A 12,761-nucleotide genomic window follows, 5' to 3' on the forward strand; every position below is an offset into this window, starting at 1 on the left:
CCTCATCCACTTTCTGTTAATCAACCGTTTTTCCGTTACACCTTCCCCATGAAAACCCTCACCCAAAGACCAGACATAACCCACCCCAAAACAGCCGCACTGTACAAGCAACTGAGCGACCTGCTGAACGCTCTTTCCCAAAGGGCGTTGACGCCCGAAATTGTTGCGTTGATTGATCACGAAATTGACCACATCAATTACGCAAACGACACCGGCAAAAAGCTGGGGAAAACGGTGAAGGCAGCGGAGAGTAAAATCATAAAGGCCGTCGAAAAGGAGCTTAAGGTTGTGCCCCGAAACCACTACAGAAAACTCTGGGCGATCTTCGGATTTACCGCCTTTGGGTTGCCTATAGGCGTTACCATTGGCTTGTTACTCAAAAACATAGGCCTATTGGGGGTGGGGCTACCCTTCGGGATGATTATTGGCCTACTGGTAGGTTCATCGATGGACAAAAAAGCGGCCGTGGAAGGCCGTCAGCTGGATTTTGAAGTAAAACACTAGAAGACGCCATGCAGGCACTCATTCAATCGTATCGGCCGGAGTGGAAAAGGGAATTCGACAGCCTTAAAACCGCGCTGGAGCACGCGCTTCAGGGGTTGGCTGTTACTGTTCAGCATGTCGGAAGCACGGCCATCCCCGGTCTCGTGGCTAAGCCCATCCTCGACATCGACATTATCATTCACGACAAATCGTTGCTGAAGCCCATCGACCGGATTCTCCAACAGCTTGGCTACCACAGCCGGGGCGAACAGGGTATTCCGGGCCGGTTTGCGTTTCGGCAGAGCCGGGTAACTACCCCACGCACGGCCGACGGCCGGGCCTGGATGGAGCACCACCTGTATGTCTGCTTTGCCGACAGCCTGGCCCTGAAAAACCATATCCGTTTTCGCGACGCTCTTCTTCAAGACCCTAAACTAACCGAGGCTTACGCTCAGTTGAAGCTGCACTTAGTAAGCCAACCCGGCATGACCCGCGAACGGTACACGACCCTAAAAACCGAGTTTATTCTCTCGGTTCTGAGTGGTGCTGGCCTGGCTCATACTGAATTATCGGATATAGAGGAGGCTAACCGGTAGGGCAGGAAAAAAGAGGTACAGTAAAAGTAAACGAATGATTTCCACCCTTTACTCCCGACGAAACCGGTACAAATACGGAGCCTTGTTCTGAGCGCCGGTAAACTTCTTTTCCAGCCGTTCCAATACGTTCAGGTCGAGTATCTTTTTCTGAAAATTATTGCGGGCGAAGGGCCGGTCGTACACGGCTTCGTACAGTTCCTGCACCTCACGCATCGTGAAGGTTTCGGGAAGCAGGTTAAACCCAATCAGCTTCTGATCGAGGTTTTGGCGGAGGGCGTCGAGGGCGTGACCCACCATCTCGTTATGGTCCATAATGAGCGTGGGTAACTGCTTCACGTTGTACCAGTCTACTGAGTCGTCTAACTCCGTTTTTCGGGGCGATACCTTGTTTATATCGACCAGCGCATAGTAGCCAATCGAAATAAAGCGCTTGCCGAGCCACCCAATATTGGCATCGTCCAGCAGCCCTTTGGCCACCCACTCGTTGCGCAGACCCTCCAGTTCCCCAAACACATCGCGGTTAACGCGGTCGGGCTCCCCAAACACGCGGTACTGCTCCAGATAAATATCTTTCAGGCCGGTGCGTTCTTCCAGAATCCGTTTGGCTGCCCCATCAATCCCCTCTTCGTGTTTGATAAACCCACCCGGCAACGTCCAGAACGAGCGGCTCATATTGATTCGGGAAGCCAGCACCTTCAATTCTAAATCTTTGTAGCCAAAAATGACGCAGTCGATGGATAGCTGATGGATAAAGGCCTGTTCGTCGAATAGTTTCATGGGAGGATGTCTGGTCTGCTGGCAAAATTATCGGTTCTATCCGACATCAGCCGCGTATCGAAATAGTATTCTTCAAAGACAAAATATCGATAAATTTTATTGTCTGATAAATAGACAATAAAAAATACCCTCTACCTTTGCCATACCCTTAGCCTGCAAAGAGCAGGCCGTCACTCACTTAACCCGTCTCTGCTTATGAAGCGAGTTATCAAAATTGTTCTGTGCTCGGTACTTGGCCTTGTGGTGCTATTAGGCATTGCCGCGAGCCTGTTCATCTACAAAGTCAAAAACGGTTTCCCGGTATCGTACGAGACCGAGGCACCCCAAATCGACTTCCCGGCCGATAAGCGGGCTATCCTGCTGTTTTCCAAAACGACGGGCTTCCGGCACGGCGCGTCCATCGACGCATCCAAGCCCGTTATCAAGGCACTTGCTGAGAAAAACGGCTGGTTCGTTTACGAAACCGAAGAGGGGGGCGCGTTTAACCCGGCCCAACTGGCTAAGTTCAGCACGGTTATTTTCAACAACTCAACCGGCGAGGTCATCAACGACGAACAAAAGCGAGCCCTGGAGCAATACGTCGAAAACGGCGGTAGCCTGCTGGGTATTCACGGTGCCGGCGACGACTCCCACCACTGGGACTGGTACGAGCAGAACCTGCTGGGAGCCAAGTTCTCGCACCACCCCATCGACCCGCAGTTTCAGTTGGCCGATGTGCTGCTCGACCCACAGCGCGACAGCCTGTTCAGCAAGTTGCCGCCCCGATGGTCGCACTCCGACGAGTGGTACGTATTTTTTGAAAACCCGCGTCAGAAAGGCTTCAACATCATTTACACCATCAACGGCGAGACCATCAATCCAAGCGGCAATATGCTGTTTGTAAGCTCCAAAAACTTCGGCATGGGTAAAGACCACCCGGTGGCCTGGTACAAGCAAACGGGCAAAGGCAAGACCTTCTACACCTCTATGGGCCACAGCGAAACCGCCTGGCAAAACCAAAACTTCGTGAAGCTGCTCGAAACGGCTTTGCAATGGACAACCAGTAATCAATAATTCCAATTCCTATGAAACAGCTATTCAGCCTGAGCAGGTGGGCGTTTGTACAGGCGCTTCTGCTGCTGTGCGCAAGCTATGCGTGGGCGCAGGCTCCCAAAGTTAATGTGCTGGTTTTCAGTAAAACAGCCGCCTTTCGGCATCAGTCTATCGAGGCTGGGAAACCTGCCTTGGCCAAAATGGCAAAGGAAAAAGGGTTCGGCGTGAGCTTCACCGAAGACGCGGCCCTATTCAACGAACAGAATCTGAAGAAATACAACGCGGTTGTTTTTCTGAACACCACCGGCGACATCCTCAACGATGAGCAACAGGCTGTGTTTGAGCGCTACATTCAGGCGGGGGGCGGCTACGTGGGCATCCATGCGGCTACCGATACCGAGTACGACTGGCCCTGGTATGGCAAGCTGGCGGGGGCCTATTTTCTGGACCATCCCATGACGCCCAGCAATGTGCAGAAAGGCAAGTACATCGTTAAGCTGAAAAACCACTGGGCCACCAAAGGCATGCCCGACGAGTTTGAGCGCACCGATGAATTTTACAGTTTCAAAGACATTTCGCCCAAAATCAACGTCGTCCTGACCATCGACGAGAAAAGTTACGTCGGTGGGAAAAACCCTGACTTCCACCCCATGAGCTGGTATCAGGAGTACGACGGAGGCCGGTCGTTTTATACGGCCATGGGCCATACCGATGAGTCGTTTTCGGAACCGCTTTTCCTGAATCACCTGTGGGCGGGTATTCAGTACGCGGCCGGTGGCGATGCGCCCAAGCCGCTCGACTACAGCAAGGCGCGGCCCGAAGAAAACCGCTTTACCAAAGTGGTGCTGGAAGAAAAACTGGATGAACCCGTGGAACTGACCTTGCTGGATAAGGACCGGGTGCTTTTTATCCAGCGCAAAGGCGAGGTGCGGCTTTACAATAACAAAACGAAGCAACTCAAAACCATCGCCAAGTTGCCCGTTAGCCTGAAGTATGTCAACAGAGAAGGCAAAGAGTCGGTAGCGGAAGATGGGCTACTGGGCCTGAACAAAGACCCAAAATTCGCGCAGAACGGCTGGGTGTACCTGTTTTATTCATCCACCAAAGGCTCGTACAACGTGCTGTCCCGGTTCACGATGAAGGGCGACGAACTCGTTTTGGCTTCGGAAAAGGAAATGCTGAAAGTGGATACCCAGCGCGAAGAATGTTGCCATACCGGTGGCTCTATCGACTGGGACCGGGAAGGCAACCTGTACCTGAGCACGGGCGATAACACCAACCCCCATGCCTCGAATGGCTACAGCCCCAGCGACGAGCGGCCCGGCCGCAGCCCGTGGGATGCCCAGAAGTCGAGCGCCAATACCAACGATTTGCGGGGTAAAATTCTGCGCATCAAGCCGCAACCCGACGGAACATATACCATTCCCGACGGCAACCTGTTCGCCAAAAACTCCGACCCGTCGATCCGTGCCAAAACCCGCCCGGAAATCTACACGATGGGCCACCGGAACCCCTACCGCATTGCCGTTGACCAGAAAACCGGTAAGCTCTACTGGGGTGATGTTGGCCCCGACGCGTCGAAGCCCGACGCAAACCGTGGCCCGGCGGGTACGTGTGAGTTTGGGCAGGCATCGGCCGCCGGAAACTACGGTTGGCCGCACTTTGTGGGCGACAACAAGGCGTACAACATCTACAATTTCGCCACCAACCAGTCGGGGCCAAAATGGGATGCTCTGAAGCCACTCAACAACTCGCCCAACAACACGGGTCTGATCGAGCTGCCACCGGCAAAAGGCGCTATGATTTGGTACACATACGGCAAAAGCGAGGAGTTCCCCTTACTGGGTAGCGGGGGTTGCAACCCGATGGCCGGGCCTGTGTACAATAAAGATCAGTTCGCGGCTGCTCCACGGGCATTCCCCAAGTACTACGATGGTAAGTTCTTTGCCTACGAGTGGATGCGGGGTTGGGTGATGGCCGTCAGCTTCGACAAAAACGGCAACTATGCCTCCATGGAGCGGTTTATGCCGAGCTACAAGTTCAGCAACCCAATGGACATGGAGTTTTCCGAAAACGGTGACCTCTACATGCTCGAATACGGTTCAGGCTGGTTTACGGCCAACGACGACGCCCGCCTGATTCGGATTGAGTACAACGGCGGCAACCGCAAGCCGCAGATTCAGATGGCCGCCAACCAAATGGGCGGGGCCGTGCCGTTCAACCTGAAGCTCAGCGCCAAAGGCACGACCGATGCCGACGGCGATGCGCTGAAGTACACCTGGAAAATCACGTCGAAAGACGGTTTTTCTAAAGTCTTCACAACGCCCGATGCCAACCTGACCCTAACCAAAGCGGGGGCGTACAAAGCCATACTGACGGTTGACGACGGCAAAGGGGGCGTAAACACGCAGTCGATGGAGGTTACGGCGGGGAATGAACCACCAGTCTTGAGCCTCGAGATGCCAAAAAGCAACAAGTCGTTCTACGTAGCCAACAGACCGTTCAATTACGAAATCAAGGTCTCGGACAAGGAAGATGGCACGCTGGGCAAGGGCATCGAACCCGAAAACGTATCGGTCAGCATTGATTACCTGGCCGAGGGGTTTGACAAAAACATGATCGCTATGGGCCACCGCTCGGCTGATGCCAGTGCGGCCTTTGCGACCGGCAAAAAACTTATTCAGGGCAGCGACTGTATGGCCTGCCACAGTGTGGATAAAAAGTCGATTGGTCCCTCGTACCGCGACGTAGCAATGAAGTACAAAGGCGACAATTCGGCGCTGGAACGGCTGACCAAAAAGGTCATTTCGGGTGGTAGCGGTGTTTGGGGCGAAACGGCCATGGCGGGCCACCCGCAACTGGCAACGGCTGATGCGTCGGAAATGGTGAAATACATTTTGAACATTGCCAACGAAAAGCCGAAAGCCAAATCGTTGCCCGTTAGCGGCTCGTATGTGACTAAAGCACCGGCCTCGGACAAAGGCAAGGGCGTGTACATTGTGCGGGCGGCTTACGAAGATCAGGGAGCCAACGGACTACCAGCGCTTCGGTCGGAACAGACGTTTACGCTTCGCAATGCCAAAGTGGATGTGCACGGTTTCGACGTGTATAACGACGTAAACAAGATGGCCTTTGGCGGCAATAACCTCGCCATTCCTGCCAAATCAGGGGCTTACATTGGCTTGAAAGACGTTGACCTGAACGGAATCACGGAGCTGACGCTGGCAGCCACGGCCCCTAAACCACAGGTCAATGCGGCCGGAGGTCTTGTAGAGTTGCGGCTGGACAGCCCCACCGGCAAGGTAATTGGTAAGTCGGAGTTCCTGGAGCCGTCCGATAAAATGGACTTTACACCCAAAATGCTGTCGGTACCGGTCACAGGGGTCGTATCAGATGGCAAACTACACGATGTGTACGTCGTTTTCCTGAACCCCAAAGCCGAGGGCTCACTCATGGTAGTGATGGGCACGGAGTTCAAACTGGCAGGCAGTGATGCCCCGGCGCCAGCCGCCCCGGCAGAGGCAACGGCATCGGCCGATTTCTTCACCGGTACCTGGAACACAACGGTGGCAGGAACGCCGGGCGGAGACGTTCAGGTGAAGATGATCCTGGAACGGAAAGACGGAAAGCTGACCGGAAAAATGGCGTCGGAGAAAATGGGCGACCAGGCTCTCGATAAGGTAGAGGAAACCGACGGCGAAAAAATCAAGGTCTACTTCCAGGCCAACGGCATGAGCATCAATATGGAGCTGGAAAAAGAAGACGCCGACAACCTGAAAGGCAAGCTGATGAATATGTTCGATGTGAAAGCCTCCAGGGTGAAGTAAACGAAATAGACGTTAGACAAAAAGGACGTTAGACGTTAGATATTGCACAGCAAAGTCTAATGTCTAACGTCTTCTCGTCTAACGTCTATTTATACAACGCCTTGCCTGCGGCCTCGTACTTGTCGCCCGCGATCCACATAGGGCGCGTTGGGCGATCAGCAATCAGGCGGCCGGCATGTGTAAAGGCCTGGCAAAACTTGTGCAGATACGCAAAGTCCAGGCTTTCAGGATTGTCGACAGCCTGATGGTAATATTTGGCAATAGCTTCGTCGAATGACTTGAAACCGGGCGAAAACGTGGGAGCGGGCACGCCCTTAGCGGCAAAGTTTACGTTATCAGACCGGTCGAACAGGCCTTGCTCAGGAGCAGGCTCGGCAAATACACCCAGCCCAAACGCTTTGGCACCGGCTTCAATTTCCGCTTTGGCCCCCGTGCGTTCCAGGCCAATCACCGACACAATAGAGGTGTCGTTGTAGCCTGCCCCGTCGCTATTGAGGTCAAACACAGTTTGGTTCAGCGGTACGAGTGGGTTTTCGGCATAGTACCGGCTACCAAGCAGCCCGACTTCTTCGCCCGTCAGGGCCAGAACCAGCACCGACCGCTTGGGCCGCTGCTCCGACAGGGCTTTGGCCGCCGTCAGTAGGGCCACCGTCCCGAAGGCATTGTCGCGCGCACCATTGAAAATACTATCGGTTGGCGCATAGGCATTACCCCCCTGACGCCCGACCCCGACATGGTCGAAGTGCGCCGACAAAATGACGTACTCGTTTTTGAGTTTCGGATCGGTACCTTCAATCACCCCGGCCACATTCATCGAAGGCGCGGCCATATTGGCCCGGCCCGACGTTTGCAACGACACCGTTTGACCAGCTTCTTTCAAACGGCCCAGCCGGTTGTTGGTGTTGTTGACCCAGGCATGAACCAGCTTACTGTCGTCGGCCGTTGCCGGTAGTGAAATCTGCTCGCGGTTAAAATATTGACTCGCCATACCCCACGGGATGGACTCGCTATAAAGCTCGATGAGCGCAGCAGCCCCTTTATCGGCAGCCAGTTTACGCTTCTGATTCGACGCCCGGAAAATCTCACGGGCACCCTTGGCCTCCGGCGATCCACCCTGTACTACCACAATCCGGCCCTTTACGTCGCGGCCCTTGTAGCCATCGTCACCATCGGTCAGGCCGTAACCCGCGTACACCACCTCGGCCGTTTGACCGAAGGCACTACCCGCTAGAATCACCAGGTCTTTACCCAACCGCAGCGAATCTTTACCGGCCACAAGCTGGCCTGAGCTGGCCATCGAAACCCGCTCAAATGGGATACGCTGAAAATAATCGGCCTGACCGGGTGCGGGCTTGAGGCCCAGCAGCCGAAACTGTTCGGCTATGTAGCGGGCCGCAATCCGGTTGCCGGCATCGCCGGTCCGGCGACCCAGCAGCTCGTCGGCAGCCAGAAACCGCATATGCGTTTCCGATTCGGCCTGCGGAATACGTTGTTCGGGGAAGGTGGTTACGGCTGTTTTAGCCTTACTTTTTTGGGGTTGGGCCACGGCTATACCAGTTGCCATAGCGCCCCCCAGCAACATACATAACAGCGAGTTTGTCCGCATGAGGTTAGTTGGGTGATGTCTATACCACGAAAGTAGTCAGAATCACCGATACCCGTCCACAACCGCCACCAATTGGGGCAGCAAACCGGGGTTTTTCTCTAAGCTATTCCCTACCACAATCAGGTCGGCACCCGCTTCGAGGGCGGCAGTGGCCCGGTCGGGCGTGTTGATTCCCCCACCGACCACAATGGGCAGGTCGACGGCTTGCCGCACGGCTTCAATCATCTCGGCCGATACGGGCCTGCGAGCCCCGCTACCCGCATCCATGTACATGAGTTGCAGGCCGAGCATTTCACCCGCCATAGCCGTACAGGCCGCTACACTCGGTTTGTCGTGCGGCAACGGCATAGTGCCACTGATGTACGAAACCGTAGTAGGAGCACCGCTATCAACTACCATGTAGCCGGTTGGCAGAATTTCGAGACCGCTTTTTTTAAGGAGTGGGGCCGCAATCACGTGTTGCCCAATCAGAAATTCGGGATTCCGGCCCGAGATAAGCGAGAGCAGCAGCACCCCGTCGGCCGTGGGTTCAATGTGGAGACTGTTGCCGGGAAACAAAATCACGGGTACATCGGTGCGCGCCCGGATGGCGGCAATCAGTTCGCGGTGGGTATATTCGGTAACCAGGCTCCCTCCCACGAAGAAAAAATCAACCGGGTGTTGATGGGTCAAATCCAGTAGGGCCGAAAACGCGTCTTGCTCAACCTTATCAGGGTCGAGCAAGACGGCGATGCCTTTGCGGCCAGTCTGTTTATACTTGCGAAGGGTAGCCAGCAGGTTGTGTGGGGACGTGCGGGCGATAGGACTCCGTGGGGTATGTGTTTGCTCCTGAATTAATTGCATTGTTGCTCCGAAAGCGTGTTAGCGCGTTCGACAGTTGTTCGCGGGCTATGCTGGTTAGTACCGACGTAAGCAAACCACCGATCAAACCGCCAATTGCTGACTTCTTAGCTGTCCTTTCTTTTTCCTGAACCAATTGATGCTTTGACTTATAGCGCGGATCGGCGTCTTCGCTCACAAAGTTGTATTGGTTATCGTACTCTTCCTCGTCGTCGTCATCATCGCGCTCACCATACTTTTCTGCATAGCGATACTCGGCTGATTTCGGCAAAATAGCGTTGGCGATCAAAAACACGCCTAAAGCTACACCAGCTACTAAAGCAACGGTTTTGCCCGTCTCGGCGGCATCGCCTTTGATCGAGTCAACCGAATCCTGGATCGAGGTCTTGAATCGTTCCGTTGCTTTCATCAGTTCGGCCCGGCGGGCGGTGGTGTCAGCAAACAGTACTTTGGGATCTTCCATTGAGTTTGTCAGGTCTAAATTAGTAAAAAAATAGTTTGGAGCAGGGATAAACCGCTTAGGTGGCACCTGCGGGGCAGCACGGTTTAGGCTTGTAGCTTACTCGCGGGCCAGATATGGACCCGACCCAGTCATGGAGTCGCGGGTCTGATTCATCAGCTCCTGTACCGCTTCCGACTTCTCTTCGGCCTTTTTCTCTTTCGAGGCCTTAAGGCTGTTGTAAGCCATCTTGCGAATCATATTCAGGAACGAATCTTTGGCTACCACCCAGATAATGGTTAACAACAGAAAAAAAGCGGCCACAATCAGGAAGCCCATGTAGCGGCTTTCGAACACCTCATTAAGGAAAGCCGCGAGCAGGCTAAGCACGAAAATGAGTGTTATGGTAGCCAGAAACCCCAGAATAACTCCGTGAATAGCCCGGATAACTCCTTCTTCTACCTTCCCGCGTGTTTCTAAGGTAAAGAGTTCGATTCTGGCTTCCAGATACCGAAATATATTCTCCCGAACCTCGTCTAATTTCTCTAACATGATTGTAAATGATTAAGCATCATCACTGCACTATCTACAAAAAAATTACCATTCTGTTTAAAGAATTGATTTTTCGGAAAAATAGCCTGAAGGCTTCGGAGAATGGGGGTAATTAGACAAAAAGAAGCCAGCAATCCCGATCATAGCGCCTTTTAAGGCGTTGAACAGATGGGGCAAGATTGTAGAAAAACATACCAGCCTTTTGTGAGCTTGTACCCTCAAACCCTACAACAAAATCGGGCGGCAGCAAAGACCTGTTCGATCTTCACAGCCGCCCGACGATGCGATTAGCTCTGCCGCGCTTACAATTCGCGTTGTTTATTGCGGTCCATAGTTTCTTCGGGGACTTCGGTCATTACCGAATTCGTGCCCTCCGAAACCGGGGCTTTACCCAGGTCATTGTCAAGTTCTGGAGCAGGCTGACCTTCAATGGCCGCCACCGGAACTGTTTCGGTTTGATCGTGATCCTTCTCAATTTCTTCGGCCGCGTCAACAGCCGGCAGCACCTCGGCACTCCCTGTCAGGGGCGCATCGTCGGGCAATTGGCCATCGGTATCAAAGCGATCTGATAGCCCATGTTCCGATCCGTCGGACCGTGACGCATCGTTGTCCGACACATCAGGGTAATCCCGGAAAAACCGACGCTGGAAAAACAAGATGATACAGACACCAACAAAAATGCAGGCATCAGCAATGTTGAAAATGGGTGTCGAGTAATACTGACCGCCCCAAAGCGGTACCCAGTCAGGAATGAACCCCTCCCAGATATCCACAAAAACCATATCGATTACCTGCCCGTGAAACCAGGGGGTGATAGACCCGTAGGGTGCATTGCCCAGCAAGACCCCGTAAAACGTGGAGTCAATTACGTTACCCACAGCCCCGGCCATGATCATCGCCATCGCCCAGAGCAGGCCATCGGGCGCGCCCTGTCGGGCCAGGTGTACCAGATACCAGCCAATACCCACCATAGCCACGAGCCGAAACAGACTCAGAATCAGTTTCCCGTAGTCGTGGCTCAACTGCATCCCAAACGCCATACCGGGGTTGAGTACATAGTGTAGCTTCAACCAGTCGCCAATTAGGCTGATCTGACCGGCAAACCCCGGCTGCATAAAATGGTGAACGGCCATTTTGGAGGCCTGATCAATACCAATTAGCAGAAAAGCGAAAAGGAAATATTTGAGCGGGTTTTTCTGGATCATAATCTTGGAGTAGGCAGTAAGCAGTGGCAGTAGGCAGTGGCTTACGCAAGATTATTGCTTTCGCGTAAGCCACTGCCTACTGCCACTGCTTACTGATCACTTAACACTTAGCAGCCCGGCGCCGATCGATCTCTTTCTCGATCAGCTTAAACTCCCGGCTGCTTTGGCCGGCAATCGATTTGTTTTCTTCGGCCCGCCGGAATAGGTAAGGCATTACGGCCTCAACCGGGCCATACGGCACGTACTTCGCTACGTTGTAGCCTGCATTGGCCAGATTGTACGAGATATTGTCGCTCATACCGAGCAGCTGGGCAAACCAGATATGCTCATCGTTAGGGGCAATACCCAGCTGTTTCATTCGCTGGAAACAGTACTGGCAGCTGTATTCATTATGGGTACCAAGGCAAATCGAAACCACGTCGCGGTTATTGAGCGAGAAGTCGATAGCCTTGTTAAAATCCCGGTCGGTGTCTTCTTTCGTTGCCTGAATCGGGTCCTGATACTCCTCCTCGTGCGACCGGATGCGTTCTTTTTCCAGATACGCCCCCCGCACCAGTTTGGCGCCCAGCAGATAGCCCCGTTCGCGGGCGGTCTCGGTAGCCTTCACAAAGTTGTTGTAGGTTTCCCACCGATACAACTGGTACGTGTTGAACACCACCGGCCGCTCGCGGTTGTAGCGTTCCATCATTTCATACGCCAGCGCGTCGATAGTACCCTGAATCCAGCTCTCCTCAGCATCGACAAAGATTTTCACCTTGCGCTCATACGCCTTGGCACACAGCCGATCGACCCGCTCACGCACGCGCTCAAAAGCGGCTTTGTCCTCGTTCGACAGCACGTCGCCTTTTTGCACAGCCTCCAGCAAGTCGGTGCTGGCAATACCGGTCACTTTGAATACAGAGAACGGAATATCAGCGGATTCGCTGGCGCGTTCGATGGTGCGCAGCACTTCGAGGGTTGTCTCCTCAAAGCTTTTTTCATTTTCTTCCCCTTCTACCGAGTAGTCGAGTATCGTTCCGATGTGGCCATCGTGCAATTTGCTGATTGTCTTCTCACAATCGCGGATGCTTTCTCCCCCACAGAATTGCTCAAAAATGGTGCTTTTTATGAGGTTTTTAACTGGAAGCTGAAGTTTAAGGGCAATTTTTATGAAAAAAGTCCCTAAATTTACCAGCCATCCCTTATTCATCAACGCAAAAAGCCAGTACGTTTTTCGTAGTTTGAAATCGGACTGACAAGAGAAGGCAATCGAAGTGTCCTCAAACGAAACGGCCGGAGCCGCATTTTGCTTAACTTCCGGGATCCGTTGGACAGTCGTCGGCATAAGATTACTTCTATTCGACATAGTGTAAGTCCCTATCAGCTGGGTACGAATGTGTTAGTGTTTCGCCCCAGTACCAAGCC

Annotated in this window: 11 protein-coding genes; 4 read left to right on the top strand and 7 right to left on the bottom strand. The window is 53.5% G+C overall.

Translation table 11 applies throughout. The features are described 5' to 3' along the window. Nucleotides 1–48 precede the first annotated feature (48 nt). Complete coding sequence (locus RUDLU_RS0112370; RefSeq protein WP_019988706.1) at nt 49–504, top strand: hypothetical protein; 456 nt, start codon at nt 49–51, stop codon at nt 502–504. 8 nt (nt 505–512) lie between these two features. After that, entirely contained in the window at nt 513–1,079 is a 567-nt protein-coding gene (locus tag RUDLU_RS27400) for a GrpB family protein (protein ID WP_019988707.1), read from the top strand. Between the two features lie 48 nt (nt 1,080–1,127). Here RUDLU_RS27400 and RUDLU_RS0112380 read toward each other — a convergent pair whose 3' ends face one another. Beyond that, nucleotides 1,128–1,856, bottom strand: a complete 729-nt coding sequence (locus RUDLU_RS0112380; RefSeq protein WP_019988708.1) for an NUDIX hydrolase — start codon at nt 1,854–1,856, stop codon at nt 1,128–1,130. A gap of 195 nt (nt 1,857–2,051) precedes the next feature. Here RUDLU_RS0112380 and RUDLU_RS0112385 point away from each other — a divergent pair, with 195 nt between their 5' ends. Both RUDLU_RS0112385 and RUDLU_RS0112390 read left to right on the top strand, forming a co-directional pair. Continuing rightward, the gene (locus RUDLU_RS0112385; protein WP_019988709.1) at nt 2,052–2,909 is read left to right on the top strand and encodes a ThuA domain-containing protein; all 858 of its coding nucleotides are present in this window, start codon (nt 2,052–2,054) and stop codon (nt 2,907–2,909) included. A gap of 11 nt (nt 2,910–2,920) precedes the next feature. Beyond that, nucleotides 2,921–6,715, top strand: a complete 3,795-nt coding sequence (locus RUDLU_RS0112390) for a ThuA domain-containing protein (protein WP_019988710.1) — start codon at nt 2,921–2,923, stop codon at nt 6,713–6,715. Nucleotides 6,716–6,800: 85 nt separating this feature from the next. On the opposite strand, the gene RUDLU_RS0112395 is transcribed toward RUDLU_RS0112390, so the two are convergent. From RUDLU_RS0112395 to RUDLU_RS0112425, 6 genes are all read right to left on the bottom strand, one after another. After that, complete coding sequence (locus tag RUDLU_RS0112395) at nt 6,801–8,321, bottom strand: M20/M25/M40 family metallo-hydrolase (protein ID WP_027302997.1); 1,521 nt, start codon at nt 8,319–8,321, stop codon at nt 6,801–6,803. 42 nt (nt 8,322–8,363) lie between these two features. Next, on the bottom strand, nt 8,364–9,164 hold the full coding sequence (locus tag RUDLU_RS0112400) for a phosphoglycerol geranylgeranyltransferase (RefSeq protein ID WP_083940572.1): 801 nt from the start codon (nt 9,162–9,164) through the stop codon (nt 8,364–8,366). After that, a complete protein-coding gene (locus RUDLU_RS0112405; RefSeq protein ID WP_019988713.1) occupies nt 9,073–9,624 on the bottom strand; it encodes a hypothetical protein in 552 nt (183 codons plus the stop codon). The genes RUDLU_RS0112400 and RUDLU_RS0112405 overlap by 92 nt, the downstream gene beginning before the upstream one ends. Nucleotides 9,625–9,720: 96 nt before the next feature. Beyond that, entirely contained in the window at nt 9,721–10,152 is a 432-nt protein-coding gene (locus RUDLU_RS0112410) for a phage holin family protein (protein ID WP_019988714.1), read from the bottom strand. A gap of 302 nt (nt 10,153–10,454) precedes the next feature. Beyond that, the gene (locus tag RUDLU_RS27405) at nt 10,455–11,357 is read right to left on the bottom strand and encodes a lipoprotein signal peptidase (RefSeq protein WP_019988716.1); all 903 of its coding nucleotides are present in this window, start codon (nt 11,355–11,357) and stop codon (nt 10,455–10,457) included. A gap of 100 nt (nt 11,358–11,457) precedes the next feature. Next, nucleotides 11,458–12,681 (bottom strand): proline dehydrogenase family protein, encoded by a 1,224-nt coding sequence (locus RUDLU_RS0112425; RefSeq protein WP_027302998.1) that lies wholly within the window; start codon nt 12,679–12,681, stop codon nt 11,458–11,460. Nucleotides 12,682–12,761 lie beyond the last annotated feature (80 nt).

The organism is Rudanella lutea DSM 19387 (assembly GCF_000383955.1).
Taxonomy (GTDB): Bacteria; Bacteroidota; Bacteroidia; order Cytophagales; family Spirosomataceae; genus Rudanella; species Rudanella lutea.

Bases quoted from the DNA above. Each gene is read 5' to 3' on its own strand.
- RUDLU_RS0112370 (WP_019988706.1), top strand. From the start codon at position 49: ATGAAAACCCTCACCCAAAGACCAGACATAACCCACCCCAAAACAGCC.
- RUDLU_RS27400 (WP_019988707.1), top strand. From the start codon at position 513: ATGCAGGCACTCATTCAATCGTATCGGCCGGAGTGGAAAAGGGAATTC.
- RUDLU_RS0112380 (WP_019988708.1), bottom strand. From the start codon at position 1,856: ATGAAACTATTCGACGAACAGGCCTTTATCCATCAGCTATCCATCGAC.
- RUDLU_RS0112385 (WP_019988709.1), top strand. From the start codon at position 2,052: ATGAAGCGAGTTATCAAAATTGTTCTGTGCTCGGTACTTGGCCTTGTG.
- RUDLU_RS0112390 (WP_019988710.1), top strand. From the start codon at position 2,921: ATGAAACAGCTATTCAGCCTGAGCAGGTGGGCGTTTGTACAGGCGCTT.
- RUDLU_RS0112395 (WP_027302997.1), bottom strand. From the start codon at position 8,321: ATGCGGACAAACTCGCTGTTATGTATGTTGCTGGGGGGCGCTATGGCA.
- RUDLU_RS0112400 (WP_083940572.1), bottom strand. From the start codon at position 9,164: ATGCAATTAATTCAGGAGCAAACACATACCCCACGGAGTCCTATCGCC.
- RUDLU_RS0112405 (WP_019988713.1), bottom strand. From the start codon at position 9,624: ATGGAAGATCCCAAAGTACTGTTTGCTGACACCACCGCCCGCCGGGCC.
- RUDLU_RS0112410 (WP_019988714.1), bottom strand. From the start codon at position 10,152: ATGTTAGAGAAATTAGACGAGGTTCGGGAGAATATATTTCGGTATCTG.
- RUDLU_RS27405 (WP_019988716.1), bottom strand. From the start codon at position 11,357: ATGATCCAGAAAAACCCGCTCAAATATTTCCTTTTCGCTTTTCTGCTA.
- RUDLU_RS0112425 (WP_027302998.1), bottom strand. From the start codon at position 12,681: ATGCCGACGACTGTCCAACGGATCCCGGAAGTTAAGCAAAATGCGGCT.